At 68.1% G+C, this 23830-nt stretch carries 14 protein-coding genes; 3 read left to right on the forward strand and 11 right to left on the reverse strand.

Annotated features, from left to right (window positions below; genetic code table 11):
- Nucleotides 1–117: 117 nt before the first annotated feature.
- From ACSHXC_RS09515 to ngcE, 10 genes are all read right to left on the reverse strand, one after another.
- Nucleotides 118–1269: a hypothetical protein gene (locus ACSHXC_RS09515; protein WP_438291160.1), complete on the reverse strand. Its 1152-nt coding sequence runs from the start codon at nucleotides 1267–1269 to the stop codon at nucleotides 118–120.
- Between the two features lie 402 nt (nucleotides 1270–1671).
- Nucleotides 1672–3120 carry an amino acid permease gene (locus ACSHXC_RS09520; protein ID WP_438296498.1) on the reverse strand — a complete coding sequence of 483 codons (1449 nt, stop codon included), beginning with the start codon at nucleotides 3118–3120 and terminating at the stop codon, nucleotides 1672–1674.
- Nucleotides 3121–3315: 195 nt separating this feature from the next.
- Nucleotides 3316–5241 carry a 1-deoxy-D-xylulose-5-phosphate synthase gene (gene dxs / locus ACSHXC_RS09525; RefSeq protein WP_438291161.1) on the reverse strand — a complete coding sequence of 642 codons (1926 nt, stop codon included), beginning with the start codon at nucleotides 5239–5241 and terminating at the stop codon, nucleotides 3316–3318.
- 177 nt (nucleotides 5242–5418) lie between these two features.
- The gene (locus ACSHXC_RS09530; RefSeq protein WP_438291162.1) at nucleotides 5419–6723 is read right to left on the reverse strand and encodes a sugar ABC transporter permease; all 1305 of its coding nucleotides are present in this window, start codon (nucleotides 6721–6723) and stop codon (nucleotides 5419–5421) included.
- The gene (locus ACSHXC_RS09535) at nucleotides 6720–7508 is read right to left on the reverse strand and encodes an ATP-binding cassette domain-containing protein (protein ID WP_399493699.1); all 789 of its coding nucleotides are present in this window, start codon (nucleotides 7506–7508) and stop codon (nucleotides 6720–6722) included. The genes ACSHXC_RS09530 and ACSHXC_RS09535 overlap by 4 nt, the downstream gene beginning before the upstream one ends.
- A 204-nt stretch (nucleotides 7509–7712) precedes the next feature.
- Nucleotides 7713–8816, reverse strand: coding sequence for an ABC transporter substrate-binding protein (locus ACSHXC_RS09540; protein ID WP_438296500.1), 1104 nt, complete (start codon nucleotides 8814–8816; stop codon nucleotides 7713–7715).
- 133 nt (nucleotides 8817–8949) lie between these two features.
- The gene (locus ACSHXC_RS09545; protein WP_438291163.1) at nucleotides 8950–10149 is read right to left on the reverse strand and encodes an ROK family transcriptional regulator; all 1200 of its coding nucleotides are present in this window, start codon (nucleotides 10147–10149) and stop codon (nucleotides 8950–8952) included.
- A 226-nt stretch (nucleotides 10150–10375) separates the two neighbouring features.
- Nucleotides 10376–11287: a carbohydrate ABC transporter permease gene (locus tag ACSHXC_RS09550; protein ID WP_438291164.1), complete on the reverse strand. Its 912-nt coding sequence runs from the start codon at nucleotides 11285–11287 to the stop codon at nucleotides 10376–10378.
- A gap of 10 nt (nucleotides 11288–11297) precedes the next feature.
- The gene (locus ACSHXC_RS09555; protein ID WP_438291166.1) at nucleotides 11298–12224 is read right to left on the reverse strand and encodes a carbohydrate ABC transporter permease; all 927 of its coding nucleotides are present in this window, start codon (nucleotides 12222–12224) and stop codon (nucleotides 11298–11300) included.
- Between the two features lie 45 nt (nucleotides 12225–12269).
- A complete protein-coding gene (gene ngcE, locus ACSHXC_RS09560) occupies nucleotides 12270–13694 on the reverse strand; it encodes an N-acetylglucosamine/diacetylchitobiose ABC transporter substrate-binding protein (protein WP_438291168.1) in 1425 nt (474 codons plus the stop codon).
- 485 nt (nucleotides 13695–14179) lie between these two features.
- On the opposite strand from ngcE, the gene ACSHXC_RS09565 reads away from it, so the two are divergent.
- Nucleotides 14180–18016 (forward strand): GH92 family glycosyl hydrolase, encoded by a 3837-nt coding sequence (locus ACSHXC_RS09565; RefSeq protein ID WP_438291169.1) that lies wholly within the window; start codon nucleotides 14180–14182, stop codon nucleotides 18014–18016.
- Nucleotides 18017–18109: 93 nt separating this feature from the next.
- Complete coding sequence (locus ACSHXC_RS09570; RefSeq protein ID WP_438291170.1) at nucleotides 18110–19072, forward strand: FG-GAP repeat domain-containing protein; 963 nt, start codon at nucleotides 18110–18112, stop codon at nucleotides 19070–19072.
- Nucleotides 19073–19149: 77 nt separating this feature from the next.
- Here the strand turns inward: ACSHXC_RS09570 and acnA are convergent, their stop codons facing one another.
- Nucleotides 19150–21864 (reverse strand): aconitate hydratase AcnA, encoded by a 2715-nt coding sequence (gene acnA, locus ACSHXC_RS09575; RefSeq protein ID WP_438291171.1) that lies wholly within the window; start codon nucleotides 21862–21864, stop codon nucleotides 19150–19152.
- A gap of 438 nt (nucleotides 21865–22302) precedes the next feature.
- Here acnA and ACSHXC_RS09580 point away from each other — a divergent pair, with 438 nt between their 5' ends.
- Nucleotides 22303–23829: a helix-turn-helix domain-containing protein gene (locus tag ACSHXC_RS09580; protein WP_438291172.1), complete on the forward strand. Its 1527-nt coding sequence runs from the start codon at nucleotides 22303–22305 to the stop codon at nucleotides 23827–23829.
- The last annotated feature ends 1 nt before the right edge of the window (nucleotide 23830 follow it).

Here is a 23830-nt window from a genome sequence, read left to right on the forward strand (position 1 = left end):
TCGTGCCCAAGTGCCAGCCCGGGCAAGGCTGTTGACGGTGCGTCACCGCATCTCGTACGTGCGAAGGCCCGGGACCGGGCATGCGGTCCCGGGCCTCCCCGTGCGGTGCGGTGTGCGTCAGACCTGCTGCCAGGCCTCCAGGGCCAGGCCCGGCTCGTCCGTGCGCTGGCGGGTGATGCGCAGGCCGCCCTCCGGGGTGAACACGCCGAGGACGATCCGGCCGTCGGCGTCCAGCGCCAACGCCGGGGCGCCCGCGCAGACTTCGCCGGTCGGGGTCCAGGTGACCCCGGCGTCCTCCTGCTCGCTGGGGTAGGCCGCTATCGCGGGGCGGCCGTCGCTGTCGCGCTGGGCGAGCACCGTGCAGTCGACGCCGTCGATCTCCTTGCGGAGCAGCGCGACCGGGCCCGAACCCCGGCCGCCGAGCGGTGTGGCGGGGCCGTCGCCGCGCCAGGCGCGCAGCTCGCCGGACTTGGCGTCGCGCAGGAAGAAGGTGATGCGGCCGCCCTCCCCGGTGACCAGGCCCGTGATGGTGCCGGTCTCGGAGTCGGCGGCCAGCTTCTCGATCTCCTCGAAGGAGCCCTTCGCGTCGGCCCGTTCGAAGCGCATGATGCCGGTGTTGGACGGGGCGTGGATGACCATCCGGCCGGCCTCGCCCGCCACGACCGATATCGAGCGGTCGGCGCCGTTTCCGTTGAGGTCGGCCCAGCCCGCCCACTTGCCCGACGGCTCCTGGCCGCGCGCGGAGACCCCGCCGAAGGCGTTGCGCACCACGATCTGGGCGTTGCCCGCCGAGTCCACGCCCACCGAGGGGTGGCCCATCTTGAGGCCCTTCTCCCAGTCGCGGCGCGGGTAGGGGGAGCCGACCACGGCCCAGTTCTTGACCGGTCGGCCCGTCTGGTACTGGATGGCGTGGACGAGCTCGACCCAGGTGCCGCCGTCCTCCATGGGGGTGTGCCGCAGCGCCGTCATGTGCACATATCCGTCGGCGCCCTGCGCGATCGAGAGGTACGACTGGAGGCCCTTGCCCGGGGCGACCAGATCGGGGCCCGTCCAGGCGCCGCCCGGCCGCGACTCCGTCCAGCGGGCCACGCCGCCCGCGGCGGGCGCGTACGCGGAGAGCCGGCCGTCCTTGCCGAGCCGGAGCCAGCCGGTGACGGTGGGGCGGCCGTCCTCGGTCGCCACGGCCGGGGTGGCGCGGGTCGGCGCGGTGACGATGCCGCCGGACCTGGCGGGCTCCCCGCCCGATGTCTGTCGAGACCTCAGTGCCATGGTCCACGACCACCTTTCCCCACCGGATCCGCGAGACGCGTCCGGGTCCAGCAAACCAGCGACTTTCCGCCGACCATAACACTGGTAAGGGCCCCTGTTTTCCCCCGGGATTTCCGTCCCGACGTGCGGCTTTTCGACACCCGGCACAGCGGTGGAGGGCGGGGTTCCACTCGGTGCCGTTCACCCGGTCGGGTGAGGTTTGGCCGGCCCGTACGCAGCGGACGGCCCCGTCGACCACGGCACTCCGCTCGTACCGGGAGGCGAGGAAGCGGCGCGGGGATCCGGTGACCGCGGCGAGCCGTGCGTGCCACCCTGTGCGGCCCCGTACGCCCTGTTCAGGAGGGACATACGAGGCCGCGGTGGAATCGGGCTCCGGCTACGGGGAGTTGCGTGCGGCGCGGGCTACTGGGCGTCGTGTCCGACACGGGCTTCGACCCGGCTGTGCCTGCGGCCGTAGCCGAAGTAGATGACGACGCCGATCGCCATCCAGACGCCGAACCGGATCCAGGTCTCGGCGGGCAGGTTGAGCATCAGCCACAGCGAGGCGGCCACCGCGGCCGCGGGCACCCAGGGCACCAGCGGGGTGCGGAAGGCGCGGGGCAGGTCGGGGCGGGTGTGGCGCAGGATGACGACGCCGATCGCCACGACGACGAAGGCGAACAGGGTGCCGATGTTGACCAGTTCGGCGAGCTCGCTGAGGCTGGTGAAGCCCGCGACGATCGCGATGATCACGCCGAGCAGGATGGTCGGCCGGTGCGGGGTGCGAAAGCGCGGGTGGACGTGCGAGAAGAACCGGGGCAGCAGCCCGTCCCGGCTCATCGCGAAGAACACCCGGGTCTGGCCGAGCAGCAGGATCATGCACACGGTGGTCAGACCCACGGCGGCGCCGAAGCTGATGACGCCCGCGAACCAGGGGTGGCCGGTGGCCTTGAAGGCGTCGGCGAGCGGCGCGTCCACCGAGAGGTCGGTGTAGTGCTGCATGCCGGTGACGACGATGGAGACGGCCACGTAGAGGATCGTGCAGATGAGGAGGGAGCCGAGGATGCCGCGCGGCATGTCCCGCTGCGGGTTCTTGGTCTCCTCGGCGGCGGTCGCCACGACGTCGAAGCCGATGAAGGCGAAGAAGACGACCGAAGCCGCGGTGAAGATGCCCATCACGCCGAAGTTGGTGGGGGCGTAGCCGGACATCAGCTGGATGAGCGGCGCCTTGAGGTCGCTGCCCGCGGTCTGCGGCTGCGCGGTGGGGATGAACGGCGAGTAGTTGCCGGACTTGATGAAGAACGCGCCCGCGATGATCACGATGAGGACGACGGTCACCTTGATGGCGACGACGACCGAGGTGACCCGGGCCGACAGCTTCATGCCGAGCACGAGGATGCCGGTGAGCACCAGGACGAGGGCGGCCGCCAGGATGTCGAAGCCGAACCCGTGGGCGCCGTCGCGGCCGCTGAGCGACTCGGGCAGGTGCCAGCCCGCGTTGTCGAGCAGCGAGCGGACGTAGCCGGACCAGCCGACCGCCACCACCGCCGTCCCGAGGGCGAATTCGAGCACCAGGTCCCAGCCGATGATCCACGCGGGCAGCTCGCCGAGCGAGGCGTAGGAGAAGGTGTACGCGGATCCGGCCACCGGCACCGTCGAGGCGAACTCGGCGTAGCACAGGGCGGCCAGCGCGCAGACGATGCCCGCCACCACGAACGCGAGCGAGACCGCGGGCCCGGCGTTCTCCTTGGCGACCTTGCCCGTGAGGACGAAGATGCCGGTGCCGATGATGACTCCGACCCCGAAAACGGTGAGGTCGAGAGCGGACAGGGACTTTTTGAGTGCGTGTTCTGGCTCCTCCGTGTCCTGCATGGACTGCTCGATCGATTTGGTCCGGAACAGACCGGTACTGGCCACCCGTGCACCTCCGCTAGCTCAACGTCCTCGCCATGATCGGGAGGAGTGGCGGTACGGGTACCGGGCTGAGCGCTTTATTCACGCGAACGGGCCGGACCGATCACCCGTACAGGGAGATCGGTCCGGCCCGTTGACCGAACGGTCACATCATCAGTCGCGGGCGGGCTCCGCGGCGGCCCGGCTCTCCTCGAACCGGCCGTCCAGCTTCGAGACGAGACCGGTGACCTGACGCGCGATGTCCGGCGCGGTCAGGCCGATCTCCGCCATGACCTCGCCGCGCGAGGCGTGGTCGAGGAAGCGGGGCGGAATGCCGAAGTCGCGCAGCGGCACGTCCACGCCCGCGTCGCGCAGCGCCTGGCTGATCGCCGAACCGACGCCGCCCGCGCGGCTGTTGTCCTCGACGGTGACGACGACGCGGTGCTGCTCGGCGAGCGGCGCCATGGCCTCGTCGACCGGCTTGACCCAGCGCGGGTCGACCACGGTCGTCGAGATGCCCTGGGCGTCGAGCAGGTCGGCGATCTCCAGGCACATCGGCGCGAGCGCGCCGACGGAGACCAGGAGCACGTCCGGGCGCACGACACCGTCGGCGGGCCGGCGCAGTACGTCCATGCCGCCGATGCGGCCGACGGCCGTGACGGCCGGGCCGACCGCGCCCTTGGAGAAGCGCACCACGGTCGGGGCGTCCTCGACCTCGACGGCCTCGCGCAGCTGGGCCCGTACCTGGTCGGCGTCGCGCGGGGCCGCGATCCTGAGGTCGGGCACGACCTGGAGGATCGACATGTCCCACATGCCGTTGTGCGAGGCGCCGTCGGTGCCGGTGACACCGGCCCGGTCGAGCACGAAGGTCACGCCGCACTTGTGCAGGGCGACGTCCATGAGGACCTGGTCGAAGGCGCGGTTGAGGAACGTGGCGTACACCGCGAAGACGGGGTGCAGGCCGCCGGTGGCCAGGCCCGCGGCGGAGACCGCCGCGTGCTGCTCGGCGATGCCGACGTCGTAGACGCGCTCCGGGAAGGCCTTGGCGAACTTGTCGAGGCCGACCGGCTGGAGCATGGCCGCGGTGATCGCGACGATGTCCTCGCGCTCCTTGCCGAGCTTGACCATCTCCTCGCCGAACACGGAGGTCCAGTCGAGGCCGGAGGTCGACACGGGCAGGCCGGTGTCCGGGTGGATCTTGCCGACGGCGTGGAAGCGGTCGGCCTCGTCGGCGAGCGCCGGCTGGTAGCCGCGGCCCTTCTCGGTGAGGCAGTGCACGATGACCGGGCCGCCGAAGCGCTTGGCGCGCTGCAGGGCCGACTCCAGGGCGTCGATGTCGTGCCCGTCGATGGGGCCGACGTACTTCAGGCCCAGGTCCTCGAACATGCCCTGCGGGGCGATGAAGTCCTTGAGGCCCTTCTTGGCGCCGTGCAGCGTCTCGTACAGCGGCTTGCCGACGACCGGGGTGCGCTCCAGGAGGTCCTTGCCCTTGGCCAGGAAGCGCTCGTAGCCGTCGGTGGTGCGCAGGGTGGCCAGGTGGTTGGCGAGGCCGCCGATGGTCGGCGCGTACGAGCGCTCGTTGTCGTTCACCACGATCACCAGGGGGCGGTCCTTGGCGGCGGCGATGTTGTTCAGCGCCTCCCAGGCCATGCCGCCGGTGAGGGCGCCGTCGCCGATGACGGCCACCACGTGGTCGTCCTTCTTCAGCACCTCGTTCGCCTTGGCGAGGCCGTCGGCCCAGCCGAGGACCGTGGAGGCGTGGCTGTTCTCGATGAAGTCGTGCTCCGACTCGGCGCGCGCCGGGTAGCCGGACAGACCGCCCTTCATCTTCAGCTTGGAGAAGTCCTGCCGCCCGGTGAGCAGCTTGTGGACGTAACTCTGGTGTCCGGTGTCCCAGAGGACCTTGTCCTTGGGGGATTCGAAAACGCGGTGCAGTGCGATGGTCAGTTCCACCACACCGAGGTTCGGACCGAGGTGTCCGCCGGTCTTGGAGACCGCGTCCACCAGGAAGGTCCGGATCTCTGCCGCCAGCTGGTCGAGCTGCTCCGGGCTGAGCCGGTCAAGATCGCGCGGTCCCCTGATACGGGTAAGCAGCGGCACCCGTGCCTCCTTGCATCCGTGCTGGTCGAGCATGCCGATCCGTTGAGTCTAATGTTCCGCCCGGGACCGCGGTCGCGGGGCGGTGCGTTCTGTGTCACCCGTGCGGCTGACGGGCGCCGCGACGCGCAGACGTGCCCGGCACCTCAGGGGCACCGGGCACGTCGGCAAGCGGGCAGGTCAGGCGCGGCCCGCGGACTTCTGGGTCTTCCGGGTCACGGCGTCGATGATCACGGTGATCAGGAGCACACCGCCGGTGATCATCTGCTGGACGGCCGCGGCGACGCCTTCGAGGGCGAGGCCGTACTGGATCGAGACGATCACCAGCACACCGAGGAGCGCGTTCCAGGTGCGGCCGCGGCCGCCGAAAAGGCTGGTGCCGCCGATGACGGCCGCCGCGATGGCGTTCATCAGGAGCTCGCCGCTGCCCGCGCCCTGGTTGGCCGCGCTGATCTTGGACGCGATGAAGAGGCCGCCGACGGCCGCGAAGGTGCCGGAGATCGCGAAGACCGAGGTGCGGACCAGCACGATGTTGATGCCGGCCCGGCGGGAGGCCTCGACACTGCCGCCCAGCGCGAAGATCTTTCGGCCGTACGAGGTGCGGCGGAGCACGAAGTCGGTGAGGATCAGCACCGCGAGGAAGATCACCACGGCCAGCGGCAGGCCCTTGTACTGGTTGAACATGTAGGCCGCCGCGAAGGCCACCACGGCGAGCAGCGCCGTGCGGAGCACGATCTCGTTGAGCGGCCGCGACGGGACGCCCGCGGCCTCACGGCGGCGGCTGTCGAAGAACGCGGACAGGAAGTACACGGCGACGGCCACCGCGGCGGCGCCGTAGGCCACCGCCACATCGCTGAAGAAGTAGTTCGACAGGTTGTAGAAGACACCGGAGCCGTTGGTGTTGATCGTGCCGTTGTCGCCCAGGATCTTCAGCATGAAGCCGTTCCAGAACAGCAGACCGGCCAGCGTGACGGCGAAGGCGGGGACGCCGATCCTCGCGAAGATGAAGCCGTGGATGGCGCCCGCGACCGCACCCGAGAGGATGGCCAGGACCAGCGCCAGCCACTCGGGCACGCCGTGCAGGATGCTCAGCACCGCGAAGGACGCGCCCGCCACACCGCTGACCGAACCGACCGACAGGTCGATCTCGCCGAGCAGCAGCACGAAGACGATGCCGACCGCGATCATGCCCGTGCCGACCATGGCGACGGAGATGTCGGACAGGTTGCCCGCGGTGAGGAAGTTCGAGTTCAGGCTCTGGAAGACGATGCAGATGATGACCAGGCCGACGATGACGGGCAGCGCGCCCAGGTCACCGGCCCGCACCTTGCGCTTGAACTCGCCGATGTAGCCGGTGAGGCCCTGCTCGCGCACGAGGAGGCGGGGGTCGACTGCGGTGGACGCCGCGTCGGCGGCGGGCGGCGCGTCCACGGGAGCCGCGTGCGGCTTGCCGAGGTCGGTCGGGGAGGTCTTGTCGGTGTTCACTTCTGAGCCTCCGCGTTGCGCGCCGCACGGCGGGTCACGGCGTTGTCCGTGGCCCCGGTGATGGCGGAGATGATCTCTTCCTGCGAGGTGCTCTTCACATCGAAGACACCGTTGTTCCGGCCGAGCCGGAGCACCGCGACCTTGTCGGCGACGGCCTTCACATCGGCCATGTTGTGGCTGATGAGGACGACCGCGTGGCCGCGCTCGCGCAGCCGCTCCACCAGGTCGAGGACCTGCGCGGTCTGCTCGACGCCGAGCGCCGCGGTCGGCTCGTCGAGGATGACGAGCTTGGGCTCGCCGAGCATCGAGCGGGCGATGGCCACGGTCTGGCGCTGGCCGCCGGAGAGCGAGGCGATCGGGATGCGCACGCTCGGGATGCGGATCGACAGCGTGGTGAGCAGCTCGCGCGAGCGGCGCTCCATCTCGACCTCGTCGAGGACGCCGCGCTTCTTCAGCTCGCGTCCGAGGTAGAGGTTGCCGACGACGTCGATGTTGTCGCACAGCGCGAGGTCCTGGTAGACGGTCGCGATGCCGAGGTTCTGGGCGTCGTGCGGCTTGCCGATCTGGACGGCCTTGCCCTCCCACTCGATGACGCCGTCATCGATGGGGTGCACGCCGGCGATCGTCTTGACCAGCGTGGACTTTCCGGCGCCGTTGTCGCCCACCAGGGCGACCACTTCACCGGCGTGGACCTCAAGCTCTACGTCGGTGAGCGCCTGAACGGCACCGAACCGCTTGGAGACCCCGCGCAACGCCAACACGGGCGTAGCGGACACGTGAACCATCTCCTTCGCCGCCTGACCGGCGGGGATGCCGCGCCCTGAGGGGTGGGGGCGCGGAGGTCGAGCAGAAGAGAACAGAAAAGACAGAGCAGGGAAACGTTCCGCCCGGCGCCCGCGCCGCAGCGGGGGCTGAAAGGCGGGCGCGGGGCGCCGGAGGAGCCTTCGGAGTGCTCAAGTTCCTTGTACGGCAAGGAACTTGGCGGGGACCTACTTGAGGCCGAGCGCGTCGCAGGCGGCCTTGTAGTTGGCCGTGCAGATGTCGGCGATCGTGTAGATCTTGTCCTTGATGACGGTGCCGTTGATGTTGTCCTTGGTCAGCGAGACGACCGGGACGATCGTGGACGGGACGGCCTTGGTGGTCGGCGAGTCGACCTTCTTGGCGCCCAGCGAGCCGAGGTCCTGGCCCTTGGCGAGCTTGACCGCCATCTCGGCGGCGATGGCGTCCTCCTGCGGGTAGGACTTGTAGACGCTCATGTACTGCTCGCCCGAGATGATCCGCTGCACACCCGCGAGCTCGGCGTCCTGGCCGGTGACCGGCGGAAGCTTGGAGAGGCCGGCCGCCTTGAGGGCGGTGATGATGCCGCCGGCCATGCCGTCGTTGGCGGAGTAGACGCCGATGACCTTGTCCTTGCCGAGGGCGGAGAGCGCGGCCTCCATGTTGGAGTTGGCGTTCTCGGGCTTCCACTCCTTGGTGTCGTACTCCTTCCCGATGTTCACCTTGCCGTCGAGCTCGGCGTGGGCGCCCTTCTTGAAGAGCGCGGCGTTCGGGTCGGTGACGGCGCCGTTCATCATGACGATGTCGCCGGACTTGGCCTTGTCGCCCAGGGCCTGGAGGAGGGCCTTGCCCTGCACGTGGCCGACTTCCTCGTTGTCGAAGGACACGTAGGAGTCGATGGGCCCCTGGGCGAGGCGGTCGAAGGCGACGACGGGGATCCCGGCGTCCTTGGCCTTCTTGACCGAGCTGGCGATGGCAGCGGAGTCGACCGAGTCCACGATGAGGGCGTCCACCTTGTTGGTGATCATCGTGTCGGCCTGCTGGTTCTGGGTCGTCGCGTCCTGCTTGGCGTTCGCGTAGACGATCTGGCCCTTGCCGTTGGTCAGCTCCTTGACCTTGGCCTCGATCAGCGGCTTGTCGAACTTCTCGTAGCGCGCGGTCTGGTTCTCGGGGAGCAGCAGACCGATCTTGAGGTCGTCGCCCTTCTTGGAGCTGCCGGACGACTTGGTGCCGCCGCCGGACTCCTTGGCACTGCCACAGGCGGCGAGCGAGACGGCCATCGCGGTGGCGGCAACGGCTACAGCGGCACGACGCATGTTCGTGTTCACTTCAGAAACCTCCCTGACGAGGCCGCGACGTTGCGGCCGAGGTGGCTGGAAGTCAACTCGGCGTTAAGCCCACCGTCAAGGAGTAAATCCTTAACGAGATGACAACGGTGCCATCCGTTATCTAAGTGAAGGCAGGCGCCGAGGCGGGGAGAGCGCTGTCCAACAGGGTCGAATCCCCCATCTCACTGAGTACGAGAGCGAGCGCGCCGAGCACTTCCGCGCGACCGCCGAGCGCCCCCGGAAGAACCGACAACTGCCGTGCTGCGCTGGGGATCGCGTACCGCGACACGGAGTCCCTGATGGGCCCGAGAACGAGCTCTCCGGCCTCCGCGAGGTCGCCGCCGAGGACGACCCGGCTGGGGTTCAGGAGGTTGCAGAGGTTGGCGACGCCGCTGCCGATGTGGCGTCCGACGTCGGCGATGACCCGGCGGCAGCCCGGGTCGCCCTCGCGGGCCAACTGGACCACACGCTCCATGGTCAGGTCCGCCCCGTGGCTGGATTGCAGCAGGGGGAGCACATAGCGGGCCGCGGTGAAGGTCTCCAGGCAGCCCCGGTTGCCGCAGCGGCAGACCGGGCCCGACTCGTCCAGGGTGATGTGCCCGATCTCGCCCGCGGTGCCGCCGGGCCCCCGGTAGATCTGCCCGTCGATCACCAGACCGGCGCCGACACCGCTCGCGACCTTGATGTACGCCAGGTCGCGCACCCCGCGCCCGCCGCCCCAGACCAGCTCGCCGAGCGCGCCCAGGTTGGCGTCGTTGTCGACGTACACCGGAACGCCCAGGCGCCCGGAGAGCTCCTCGCTGGGGTTGATGCCGGTCCAGCCCGGCAGGATCGAGGTGGAGCCGAGCGTGCCGGACTCCATGTCGATGGGTCCCGGCACGCCGAGGCCTACGCCGATGACCTTGTCCTGGCCGATGCCGGTGGCCGCGATCAGCCGCTTGACCAGCTCTTCCGCCCGGCCGAAGCCCTGCGCGGAGGAGGCGTCGACGTCCAGCGGCTCGGACTCCTCGGCGAGCACCTGGTGGGCCAGGTTGCCGACTGCCACCCGCAGGTGCGTATGGCCGAAATCGACGCCGATGACGATGCCGGCCGAGCCGCTGAGCGAGACGCTGCGGGCCCGGCGGCCGCCAGCCGAGGTGGGGGTGACCTCGACGGTCCCGCCGTCCTTCAGCTCGCGGACGATGTTGGAGACCGTGGCCGCGGAGAGGCCGGTCGTCCTGGCGATCTCGGCCTGGGTGAGCGAGCCCGCCATGCGCACGGCGCGTACGACCCGCTCAAGGTTGGCCCGGTGCAGTGACGTCTGCGACCCCGGAGTCTCCATCGACTCATCCACTCCCGCCGTAGGCGGACGGCACGACGGCCGCCCCCGCACGGAGCCGCAGCAATGAGGCTCCGTCTTTTCTCCAACATGTGAACTCTAAGCTCAGCCTTCTGGGTGGTCTCCCGTCAAGACCTGAGGAGATGCGGAGCGAGGCGGGGAAACGCACGACCGCCCGCGGGCACGGGGCCCACGGGCGGTCGGGGAAAGAGGGCGGACTACGGATCGCCTACTTGAGCGCTCCCGCCGTCAGGCCCGCCTGGACCTGCTTCTGGAAGACGATGTAGACGGCGAGCACGGGCAGCATCGCGATCGAGAGCCCCGCGAAGAGCGCCCCCCAGTCGCCCTGGTAGCCCTGCTGCACGGCGAGGTCCGCGAGGCCCTGGGTGAGCACCCAGTTCTTGGTGTCGCCCTGGTTGAGCACCAGGGGCAGCAGGTACTGGTTCCACTGGCCGAGCACGTTGAAGATGCCGATGCTGATGATGCCGGGCTTGGCCATCGGCAGCATGATCTGGAAGAACGTGCGGGTGTGCGAGGCCCCGTCGATCAGCGCGGCCTCGGCGACCGTGGTCGGCAGCGTACGGAAGAACGCCGTCATGAAGAACACCGTGAACGGCAGCGAGTACGCGATGTAGATCAGGATCAGCCCGGGCAGCGTGTTCAGGATGCCCAGGTTCTTGGTGACGAAGAAGAGCGGTACGAGCACCATCACCACGGGGAAGGCCATGCCGCCGACGAACAGGAAGTAGATGAATCGGTTGCCGGGGAACTCGAACCGGGCGAGCACATAGGCCGCCATGGAGCCGAGCAGCATCGTGCCGAAGGTCGAAAGGCCCACCACGAACGCGGTGTTGAGGAAGTACTGCCCGATGTTGGCCTTGCTCCAGGCCCGCGACCAGTTGTCGAAGTGGAACTCGGCCGGCAGCGACCAGGGGTGGGTCAGGATGTCACCCGAGGTCTTGAACGAGCTCCACAGTGCCCACAGCAGGGGGACGCCCACCATCAGCGCCCACACCAGGAGGAACACGTGGGAGAAGGCGTTGAGCACGCCCCCCTCGCTGCTGCGCCACTTCCAGCGCGCGGCGCTGGCGGCGGGTGCGGACGACTGCTCGCCGGCCGTCTTCATCGTTTCGGTCGTCATCGCGCCATCCCTAGAATTCGATGCGCTCGCGGCGCGAAAGACGCATGCTGAGAACGGCGAACACCAGGGTCACGATGAGCATCGCGACACCCATGGCCGCGGCCATTCCGTACTGGCTGTTGTCCCGGAACGCCGTCTTGTAGAGGAGCAGCGGGACCACGTCGGTGGATTCGTCGGGGCCGCCGACATTCACGGACATCAGCTGTACGTAGATGAAGGCGTCCATGGCGATGATGCCCATGTAGACCCAGGCGGTGGCGACGGTGTCCCGCAGCAGCGGCAGGGTGATCCGGAAGAACGTCTTGACCCGGGAGGCGCCGTCCAGGAGGGCCGCCTCGTAGATCTCCGCCGGAATGGAGGCCATGCCGGCGGAGAACAGGACCACGTAGAAGCCGACGTTCGCCCAGACCATCACGACCATGATGCAGATCAGCGCGATACTGGAATCGCCGAGCCAGGACTGCTGGAGCGAACTCAGACCGACGTCCGCCAAAAGGGAGTTGAGCATCCCGTTCTGGGGGTCGGGGTTGTAGATCTGCTGCCACAGGATCGCGATGATCGTGATCGAGAGGACCTGCGGGAAGAAGAAGATCACCTTGTAGAGGCCGGAGCCCCGCACGCCGGCGACCCCCGCAGAACCCCTGCGGCGACCGCCGACATTCAGCATGAAGGCGAAGAAGAGACCGAGAGCCAACGTGACGACCGGCACGCACAGGAGCAGAAGGACGTTGTGCCACAACGCCTTCCAGAAGAGGTCGTTGTGGATCAGCTTCTGATAGTTGTCAAGACCGATGAAGTTCTTCTCGGGGGTCAGTCCGCTCCAGCTCGTCATCGAAATCTGGAAGTCCTGGAGGAACGGCGAGATCACGAGGACCCCGTACAGCGCCAGGGGAATTGCCAGGAATCCGATGATGAACCGGTACTTGCCGTGTCGCATGTCGCCGGTCGCTCTCGTCTCAGCCAGTAGTGGTAAGCGGCCTCGTCAGAGGTGCTTGAACTTCGGGACGGAGGAGTCCTTCTTGGTGTCGTCCGACGCCTTCTGGGCCTTGTCGATCCACTCGGCCGCCTTGATCTTGCCGGTGAGCAGGTCGAGGGTCAGGTTGCCGAGGGTCTCGTTGTTGAGCTTCTTGTACCAGTCCTGCAGCCGGGAGTTGAGGACATTCGACCCGGCCGTCTTCAGGGCGGCGTTGGCCGAGGTCAGGCCCGGAGTGAGGGACAGCCCGTCGGCGGCGCCCTGGACGCAGGTCAGCGACTTGATGGCGTTGGTGAAGTTGGTGGTCTGCTTCTTGCTGAGCATGATGCGAAGGAGTTCCATGCCGCCGACCGGGTTCTTGCCGTCCTTGGCGACGATGAAGGGCTCGCCGGCCGCCGCGTACAGGGCGCCGAAGGGCAGCTTGTCGCTGGGGCCCGAGCCGATGAGGGAGCCGACCGCGAGGTCGAAGTCCTTCGGCATGGTGGGCGCCGCCTCGTTCTCCACCCAGGAACCGTCGGCCACCATCGCGGCGCGGCCCTGCGTCCAGGCGGTCTGCATCTGGATGTGCGTCATGCCCTCGGAGCCCTGCAGGAAGTAGCCCTGCCCGGCCAGCTCCTCGTAGTACGTGATGACTTCCTTGACCGCGTCGGTCTTGAAGGCGCCGTCGTCGAGGTTGTCGATCGCGTTGAGGGCTTCCTTGCCGCCGACCTTGCCGATCTGGTGCAGCAGGTCGAAGTGCACGTAGTAGGGGTACTTGCCCGGGTAGGTGAAGGGGGCGATGCCCGCGGCCTTGATCTTCTTGCAGAGCGCCAGCATGTCCGAGAAGGTCTGCGGGTACGTCCAGCCCTTCTCCTTGAACAGCTTGTTGGAGTAGAAGGTGCCGTAGACGGTGAACGCGTAGTTGAACGCGTACACCTCCTTGGTGCCGAACTGGCCCTGCTCGACGGTGCCGGCGATCAGGACGTCGCGGACCTTCTTCGACGGGTCGTCGATGGTCGGCGCATCCAGGAGCGGGGTGAGGTCCTGGAGCTTGCCGGTCTTGGCGAGGGCGGCGGTGTCGAGGCTGTCGGCGCCGGAGTTGTCCATGAAGTCCGGCGGGGTGCTGCTCGCGAAACGCGGCTGGAGCTTGGGGCCGATGGCCTGCGTTCCGGTGTGCTTGATGGTGATGCCGTATTTGGCGTTGTAGTCGGCCTCGGCGGACTTGATGTAGTCGTCGCCGAATCCGCCCTTGAAAACGAACGCCTCAAGGGCGGTGCCCTTGTTGACGCCGAGCGGATTGTCCGCCGACTTGGTGCCCTGGGAACTCGGCTTCTTGGTGCTGTCTCCGCCGTCGGAACTGGCACACGCGCTCAGCAGTGACGTCGCCGGCACCGCCAGCAGGCCGATTGCCATGGCCCGCTTGAGTGCGTCACGGCGGTTGATCTCGGATCCCATGCTCAAGTCCTCGCCTTCTCCAGGACTCATGCGGTGCAGCGGAATCCGCCGACGCCCGCGAACAGTTGAAGCGTGAGTGATGCCGTACATCCGTCGCGGAGGCTGCCCGGTCCCGGGCCGACCGGCCCGCACGCGGTTCCCCCGCCCGCGTTCAGCGGGTTGCCCGGACGCCGACAGGTATAGTCCACTTCCCGTCAACTGAGCAAGATCGAAAGCAGGGTTGGCCGACAGTCTTTCCCGAGTTGAGACCTCGCGGATATATCCATTGGTACGTACCAATGTGGATGAGGCTGCTCCTTTTGACGCGCATTACACACCTTGACGTCCGCATTGCTCCTGATGATTCAGGCCATCCATTCCTTCCCAACGCCCTTGACACCAACCGGCGCTTGCCGCGCTACTGGATCCTGCGTTCCCACTCTGACAACGTTGTCCACCTCGCACATGCCGGACGAAACCGGCTTGCACCGAAGGAAAGGGCCCGCATGCTGCCCAGATCCCGGTACCGACGAGGACCGGCGGCCGCCCTGGTGGCGGCCTCGTTCCTGCTCGTCGTCACGGCGCAGTCCGCCGTCGGAGCGCCGCCCGCCACCGCCCAACCGCCGCAGAACGGGGGCCGGTTCAGCACCTCGTTCGAAACGGGACAGCCCCAGCCGGACTGGACCGATACCGTCGATACGGACCGCGCGGGGCACCGGCGGGCCTCGGGCGTCGACGGCGGCTTCACCAGCGGCATACCGGGCAATGTGACGGACAAGGTCACCGACGTCCGGGCCAGCGCCGAGAACACCGACGGCGGCGAGGTGAAGGAGAATCTCGTCGACGGACAGCCCAGCACGAAATGGCTGGCCTTCCAGCCGACGGCTTGGCTCGAATTCGATCTGTCCGAACCGGTGAAGACGGTCACCTACGCGTTGACGTCAGCCAACGACGCCCCCGAGCGGGACCCCAAGGACTGGACCCTGAAGGGCTCGGCGGACGGCAAGGACTGGAAGACCCTGGACAGCCGCACCGGCGAGAGCTTCAAGGACCGCTTCCAGACCAAGACGTACGACTTCGCGAACACCACGGCGTACGCGCACTACCGCCTGGAGATCACCGCGAACGGCGGCGCCCCCATCACCCAGCTCGCCGATGTCCAGTTCTCCAACGGCGACACCAGCACCCCGATCCCGCCGGACATGCGGACCGCGGCGGACCGCGGCCCCGGCGGCTCCCCCACCGCCAAGGCCAACGCGGGCTTCACCGGGAAGCGGGCGCTGCGCTACGCGGGCACCCACAAGGCGGACGGCCGGGCCTACTCGTACAACAAGGTCTTCGACGTCGATCTCCCCGTCGGCCGGGACACCGAACTCGACTACAAGATCTTTCCGTCGATGACGGAGACCGACCTCACCTACCCGGCCACCAACGTGTCCGTGGACCTGGCCTTCACCGACGGCACCTATCTGAGTGACCTGAAGGCACTCGACTCGCACGGCGGGCTGCTCAGTCCGCAGGGCCAGGGCGCCGCCAAGACGCTCTACGTCAACCAGTGGAACCACGTGTCCTCGGTGATCGGCACGGTCGCCGCCGGCAGGACGGTGGACCGGATCCTGGTGGCGTACGACTCCCCCAAGGGGCCGGCCAAGTTCCAGGGCTGGATCGACGACCTCTCGATCGCGCCGAAGCAGCCCGAGAAGCCGCTAGCGCACCTCTCGGACTACGCGCTGACCACCCGCGGCACCAATTCGAGCGGCTCGTTCTCGCGCGGCAACAACTTCCCCGCGACCGCGGTCCCGGGCGGCTTCAACTTCTGGACCCCGGTCACCAACGCCGGTTCGCAGGACTGGCTGTACGACTACGCGCGGCGCAACAACGCCGACAACCTGCCCACCCTCCAGGCCTTCAGCGCCAGTCACGAGCCGAGCCCGTGGATGGGCGACCGGCAGACGTTCCAGGTGATGCCCTCGGCAGCGGCCGGCACCCCCGACGCCTCCCGGACGGCCCGCGCGCTGCCCTTCAAGCACGAGAACGAGACCGCGAAGCCGTACTACTACGGCGTCACCTTCGAGAACGGCCTCAGGACCGAGATCACGCCGACCGACCACGCCGCGATGATGCGGTTCACCTATCCCGGTGACGACGCGAGCCTGATCCTGGACAACGTCACCAACCAGGGCGGGCTCACCCTCGACCCGGCGACGCGTTCCTTCACCGGCTACTCGGACGTCAAGAGTGGCCTGTCCACGGGCGCCGGACGGCTCTTCGTGTACGGCGTCTTCGACACGCCCGTGACCGCGAGCGGCAAGCTGCCGGGCGGCGGGGGCGCCGACGTCACCGGCTACGCGCGCTTCAAACCCGGCAAGAACCGCACGGTGACCCTGCGCCTGGCGACCTCACTCATCAGTGTGGACCAGGCGAAGGCCAATCTGGCTGCCGAGATCCCCGCGACGGCCGGCTTCGACCAGATCAAGGACCGGGCGCGGCAGGCCTGGGACGACATTCTGGGCCGCATCGAGGTCGAGGGCGCCTCGCACGACCAGCTGACCACCCTGTACTCCTCGCTCTACCGCCTCTACCTGTACCCCAACTCCGGCTTCGAGAAGGTCGGTTCGAAGAACCGGTACGCCAGCCCCTTCTCGCCGAAGACCGGCGCGGACACCCCCACGCACACCGGCTCGAAGGTCGTCGACGGCACGGTGTACGTCAACAACGGGTTCTGGGACACCTACCGGACGACCTGGCCCGCCTACTCCCTCTTCACCCCGAAGAAGGCCGGCGCGATGGTCGACGGCTTCGTGCAGCAGTACAAGGACGGCGGCTGGATCTCCCGCTGGTCCTCGCCCGGCTACGCGGACCTGATGACCGGCACCAGTTCGGACGTGGCCTTCGCGGACGCCTATGTGAAGGGCGTGAAGTTCGACGCCGAGGCGGCGTACGAGGCCGCCCTGAAGAACGCCACCGTCGTACCGCCCTCCTCCGGGGTGGGCCGCAAGGGCATGGACACCGCCCCCTTCCTCGGCTACGCCCCGACCTCCACGCCCGAGGGCCTGTCCTGGTCGATGGAGGGCTATGTCAACGACTACGGCCTCGCGAAGATGGGCCAGGCGCTGTACGAGAAGACGAAGAAGCCCCGCTACCAGGAGGAGTCGGCGTACTTCATGGGCCGCGCCCAGAACTACGTGAAGCTCTTCGACGCCAAGGCGGGCTTCTTCCAGGGCAAGGACGCGAACGGGCAGTGGCGCGTGGACAGCGCGAAGTTCGACCCGCGCGTGTGGGGCTACGACTACACCGAGACCAACGGCTGGGGCTACGCCTTCACCGCGCCGCAGGACTCGCGCGGCCTCGCCAACCTGTACGGCGGCCAGGCGGGACTCGCCAAGAAGCTGGACGCCTACTTCTCGACGCCGGAGACCGCATCGCCCGAGTTCGCCGGTTCGTACGGCAGCGTCATCCATGAGATGACCGAGGCGCGGGATGTACGGATGGGCCAGTACGGCCACTCCAACCAGGTCGCGCACCACGTCACGTACATGTACGACGCGGCGGGCCGGCCCTACAAGGCGCAGGAGAAGATCCGCGAGGTGCTGCGGCGCCTGTACAACGGCAGCGAGATCGGGCAGGGCTACCACGGCGACGAGGACAACGGCGAGCAGTCGGCCTGGTACGTGTTCTCGGCGCTCGGCTTCTACCCGCTGGTGATGGGCAGCGGTGAGTACGCGATCGGCTCGCCCCTGTTCACCAAGGCGACCGTCCATCTGGAGAACGGCCGCGACCTGGTCGTGAAGGCGCCGGAGAACAGCGAGCGGAACGTGTATGTGCAGTCCCTGAAGGTCGACGGCAAGCCGTGGAACTCGACGGCGCTCCCGCACGCCCTGCTCGCGCGCGGCGGCACGCTCGACTTCGCCATGGGCGCGCACCCCTCGTCGTGGGGCACCGGCAAGAACGCGGCGCCGGTGTCCATCACCAAGGGCGCCTTGGTGCCCGCCCCGGCGAGCGACGCGATCACCGGCTCCGGCCCGCTGTTCGACAACTCCTCGGCGACATCGGCCGAATTCGGGCCGACGGACCTCCCGGTGACCAAGGCCACGAAGGCCACGCAGTACACGCTGACCTCGGCAACAGCCGGAAAGGCACCGTCCGGTTGGGTCCTCGAAGGATCACAAGACGGAACGAAATGGACAGAGTTGGACAGGCGATCCGGAGAATCCTTCACCTGGGACCGACAGACCCGGGTGTTCTCCATCCATTCGCCCGGTTCCTATTCCCATTACCGACTTGTCCCCACAACGACCGCTTCGCTAGCTGAAATAGAGCTACTCACGCCGTCCACAAACTAGTTGACACGCAAAGATCGCGTGAAAGGATCCAGAAGATCTCGCGTTGAGCCTCGATCAGGCGCAGCGCGTCTCTTCCTCGACATGGAGAAATACGTGGCCATACTTTCCGGCCGTAAGGGCGGTCGCGCCCTGTCCCGCATCGCCGTCGCGGCGATCGCCGCCGCCCTGGTGGGCACGACCGCGGGTGCGGCTTCCGCCGACAGCGCGCCGTCCGCCAACGCGGCGAGGGCTGCGCAGCAGTTCGCCCAGACCCAGGCCAAGCTGAAGGCCAAGCAGTCCGGCTCCGACTCGAAGCGCGCCTTCGCCGCAGGCGACGAGGTTCCGGCTGCCGAAACGTTCCCGCTGTTCGCGGTGGACGGCTCGGGCAAGGGCTACTTCTACCCGCCGAACGGCACGGGCGGGTTCGTTGACCGCGTCGCCGTGGAAAACTCCGACTTCAGCGCGGTCAGCCAGGGCACCCAGGTGGACAACAACAAGGACGGCGTCGCCGAAGCCGTGTACCTCCTGGGCACCAACGGCCACCTGTACTACTCCGCGGACGCCGTCAAGGACCTGGGTGCGGGCTGGAACGCCTACGACCGTGTCTTCTCGCCGGGCAACCTCGGCGGGGCTCCGGCCGACGACCTGATCGCGCGCGACAAGGCCGGCGTGCTGTGGCTCTACACCGCCAAGGGCGACGGCTCGTTCACCCCGCCCGTCAAGCTCGGCGGCGGCTGGGGCGCCATGACGAAGATCGCCGGTCGTGGCGACCTGAACGGTGACGGCAAGGCCGACATCGTCGCCGTCGACAACGCGGGCACCGGCTGGCTGTACCCGGGCACCGGCAACTGGGCCGCCCCGTTCGGCAACCGCGTCAAGCTCGGCGGTGGCTGGAACACGTACAACACGCTCGTCGGCATCGGCGACCTGGACTTCGACGGCAAGGCCGACCTCTACGGCCGCGACGCCTCCGGCGGTCTGTGGTTCTACGCGGGCACCGGCACCACCGCCGGCGCCCCCTTCAAGGACCGCGTCAAGGTCGGCACCGGCTGGAACGGCATGCGCCTGATGTTCTGATCCGTCTGATACGGAACACGGCGCACAAGTAAGGCCCGCACCCCCAACCGGGGTGCGGGCCTTGCTCGTTGGGGTGCTTAGTTGCGGATCAGGTTCCGCAGCACGTACTGCATGATGCCGCCGTTGCGGTAGTAGTCCGCCTCACCGGGGGTGTCGATGCGGACGACCGCGTCGAACTCGACGCCCGTGTCGGTGGTGACCTTGACCGTGCGCGGGGTGCTGCCGTCGTTCAGGACGGTCACGCCGGTGAAGGAGAAGGTCTCCTCGCCGGTGAGGCCGAGCGAGGCGGCGGTCGCGCCCTCCGGGAACTGGAGCGGCAGGACGCCCATGCCGATGAGGTTCGAGCGGTGGATGCGCTCGTACGACTCGGCGATGACGGCCTTGACGCCGAGCAGCGCGGTGCCCTTGGCGGCCCAGTCGCGGGACGAGCCCGAGCCGTACTCCTTGCCCGCCAGGATGACCAGCGGGATGCCGGCGGCCTGGTAGTTCTGCGAGGCGTCGTAGATAAAGGAGACCGGGGCGCCGTCGACGGTGAAGTCACGGGTGAAGCCGCCCTCGGTGCCCGGCGCGATCTGGTTGCGCAGGCGGATGTTCGCGAAGGTGCCGCGAATCATGACCTCGTGGTTGCCACGGCGCGAGCCGTAGGAGTTGAAGTCGCGGCGCTCGACGCCGTGCTCCGTGAGGTACTTGCCGGCCGGGGTGTCGGCCTTGATCGCACCGGCCGGGGAGATGTGGTCGGTGGTGACCGAGTCGCCCAGCTTCGCCAGGACGCGGGCGCCGGCGATGTCGGAGACCGGGGTGGTCTCCATCGTCATGCCCTCGAAGTAGGGGGGCTTGCGGACGTAGGTCGACTCGGCGTCCCACTCGAAGGTGTTGCCGGTCGGGATCGGCAGCGACTGCCACTGCGCGTCACCCGCGAAGACGTCCTGGTAGGACTTGTTGAACATGTCCTCGCCGATGGCGTTGGCCACGACGTCGTTGACCTCGGCCTCGGTGGGCCAGATGTCCTTGAGGAAGACCGGGTTGCCCTCGGTGTCGGTGCCGATCGCCTCGGTGGTGATGTCGACCTTCATCGAACCGGCGATGGCGTACGCGACGACCAGCGGCGGAGACGCCAGGTAGTTCATCTTGACGTCGGGGTTGATCCGGCCCTCGAAGTTGCGGTTGCCGGAGAGCACCGAGGTGACCGCGAGGTCGTGCTCGTTGATCGCCTTCGAGATCTCCTCGTCCAGCGGACCGGAGTTGCCGATGCAGGTGGTGCAGCCGTACCCGACGAGGTTGAAGCCCATCTTGTCGAGGTACGGGGTGAGGCCGGCCTTGTCGAAGTAGTCGGTGACGACCTTCGAGCCCGGGGCCAGCGTGGTCTTGACCCACGGCTTGCGGGTCAGGCCCTTGTCCACGGCCTTCTTCGCGACGAGGGCCGCGGCGACCATGACGTACGGGTTCGAGGTGTTGGTGCACGAGGTGATCGCGGCGACGGTGACGGCGCCGTGGTCGATCTCGAACGAGGAGCCGTCGGCCAGGGTGACCAGCGTCGGGCGGGTCGGCACGCCGTTGGCGGAGGCCGGGGAGTCGGAGGCCGGGAAGGACTCCTTGCCCGCCTCGTCGTCCTCGTCGACGTAGTTGCGCACGTCGAGCGCGAACTGCTGGGCGGCGTTCGCGAGCACGATGCGGTCCTGCGGACGCTTCGGGCCGGCGATGGAGGGGACGACCGTGGAGAGGTCGAGCTCCAGCTTCTCGGAGAAGTCGGGCTCGGCGGCCGGGTCCAGCCAGAGGCCCTGCTCCTTGGCGTACGCCTCGACGAGCGCGACCTGCTGGGCATCGCGGCCGGTCAGGCGCAGGTACTTCAGTGTCTCGTCGTCGATCGGGAAGATCGCGGCGGTGGAGCCGAACTCCGGCGACATGTTGCCGATGGTGGCGCGGTTGGCCAGCGACGTGGCGGCCACACCCTCGCCGTAGAACTCGACGAACTTGCCGACGACGCCGTGCTTGCGCAGCATCTCGGTGATCGTGAGGACCAGGTCGGTGGCGGTGGTGCCCGGGTTCAGCTCGCCGGTCAGCTTGAAGCCGACGACGCGCGGGATGAGCATCGAGACCGGCTGGCCCAGCATCGCGGCCTCGGCCTCGATGCCGCCGACGCCCCAGCCGAGCACACCGAGGCCGTTGACCATGGTGGTGTGCGAGTCGGTGCCGACCAGGGTGTCCGGGTAGGCCTGGCCGCCGCGGACCATGACCGTACGGGCAAGGTGCTCGATGTTGACCTGGTGGACGATGCCGGTGCCCGGCGGGACGACCTTGAAGTCGTCGAAGGCGGTCTGGCCCCAGCGCAGGAACTGGTAGCGCTCCTTGTTGCGGCCGTACTCCAGCTCCACGTTCTGCGAGAACGCGTCCTTGGTGCCGAACTTGTCGGCGATGACGGAGTGGTCGATGACCAGCTCGGCCGGGGAGAGCGGGTTGACCTTCGCCGGGTCGCCGCCGAGCTCCTTGACGGCCTCACGCATGGTGGCGAGGTCCACGACACAGGGCACACCGGTGAAGTCCTGCATGATCACGCGGGCCGGCGTGAACTGGATCTCCTGGCTCGGCTGAGCCTGCGAGTCCCAGCCGCCGAGCGCACGGATGTGGTCGGCGGTGATGTTCGCGCCGTCCTCGGTGCGGAGCAGGTTCTCCAGGAGAACCTTCAGGCTGTAAGGGAGGCGCGCGGAGCCCTCGACCTTGTCCAGCTTGAAGATCTCGTACGACTCGTCGCCCACACGCAGCGTGCTGCGGGCGTCGAAGCTGTTCGCCGACACGACAGTCTCCTTCATATATGTGCGCGTTCCACCACAATCCTGCCGCCACGACGTGTTGTCGATCCGCTAAGGTAAGGCTAAGTTAGGTAATCCTTACCGAGCGTCGGCTGCGGTGCGCCTCGGTAGATATCTCGATGTCGAGATAACTCTAGTACATGGCCGCCAGTAGGTCATGCGCGGGCGAGGCCATTCGGCCGCCGAGGTGTCGACGTCGGGTCCCGCCACACCCTCGACCTCGGGTTACGCGGCTACACGACTCCGGGTTCCACGCGCATGGCGTACGACACGGCCGACATTTACACAAACGCCCCACCCCCGGACGGATCCATTCCGCTTGCCGCCCCCGCACGGGGACCGCAGTATCGGAATTGACGGTTCCTCACCCCGTTGGCCCACCCCAGCGCGAGCGGCATCTCATATCTGAGATAACCTGCCCCTATGGCAGACGACTACCTCGTACGCATCGGCAAGCTCATCCGCGACGCCCGGCAGCACCGGGGCTGGACGCAGACGCAGTTGGCCGAGGCTCTGGGCACCAGCCAGAGCGCCGTGAACCGCATTGAGCGCGGGAACCAGAACATCAGCCTTGAGATGATCGCGCGCATTGGTGAAGCGCTCGACAGTGAAATCGTCTCCCTTGGGTACGCGGGCCCCATGCACCTCCGTGTCGTGGGCGGCCGCCGCCTCTCGGGCTCGATCGACGTCAAGACGAGCAAGAACGCCTGTGTCGCGCTGCTCTGCGGCTCGCTGCTCAACAAGGGCCGCACCGTGCTGCGCCGGGTGGCCCGCATCGAAGAGGTCTACCGGCTCCTCGAAGTCCTCAACTCCATTGGCGTGCGCACCCGTTGGATCAACGACGGGACCGACCTGGAGATCGTGCCGCCGGCCACGCTCGACCTCGACGCGATGGACGCGGACGCCGCCCGCCGGACCCGCTCCATCATCATGTTCCTCGGCCCGCTCCTGCACCGCATGGACCAGTTCCGCCTGCCGTACGCCGGCGGCTGCGACCTCGGCACCCGCACCATCGAGCCGCACATGATCGCGCTGCGCCGGTTCGGCCTGGACATCACGGCCACCGAGGGCATCTACCACGCCGTGGTGGAACGCACCGCGCCCGACCGCCCGATCGTGCTGACCGAACGCGGCGACACCGTCACCGAGAACGCGCTGCTCGCGGCCGCCCGCAACGACGGCGTCACCGTCATCCGCAACGCCTCCTCCAACTACATGGTCCAGGACCTGTGCTTCTTCCTGGAGGCGCTCGGCGTCCGGGTCGACGGCATCGGCACCACCACGCTGACCGTGCACGGCATGGCCGACATCGACGTCGACGTCGACTACTCGCCCTCCGAGGACCCGGTCGAGGCGATGAGCCTGCTGGCCGCGGCCGTCGTCACCGAGTCCGAGCTGACGATCCGTCGGGTCCCGGTGGAGTTCCTGGAGATCGAGCTCGCCGTCCTCGAAGAGATGGGCCTCGACCACGACCGCACCGCCGAGTACGCCGCCGACAACGGGCGCACCCGGCTGATCGACCTCACCGTGCGCCCCTCCAAACTGGAGGCGCCCATCGACAAGATCCACCCGATGCCGTTCCCCGGCCTCAACATCGACAACGTGCCGTTCTTCGCGGCGATCGCGGCGGTGGCCCAGGGCAAGACGCTGATCCACGACTGGGTCTACGACAACCGCGCGATCTACCTCACGGACCTCAACCGCCTCGGCGGCCGCCTCCAGCTCCTCGACCCGCACCGGGTCCTGGTGGAGGGCCCGACCCGCTGGCGCGCCGCCGAAATGATGTGCCCCCCGGCGCTGCGCCCGGCCGTGGTCGTGCTGCTCGCCATGATGGCGGCGGAAGGCACGTCCGTGCTGCGCAACGTGTACGTCATCAACCGCGGCTACGAGGACCTGGCCGAGCGGCTCAACTCGGTGGGCGCGCAGATCGAGATCTTCCGGGACATCTAGG

This window comes from Streptomyces sp. HUAS TT7, from assembly GCF_051550175.1.
Taxonomy (GTDB): Bacteria; Actinomycetota; Actinomycetes; order Streptomycetales; family Streptomycetaceae; genus Streptomyces.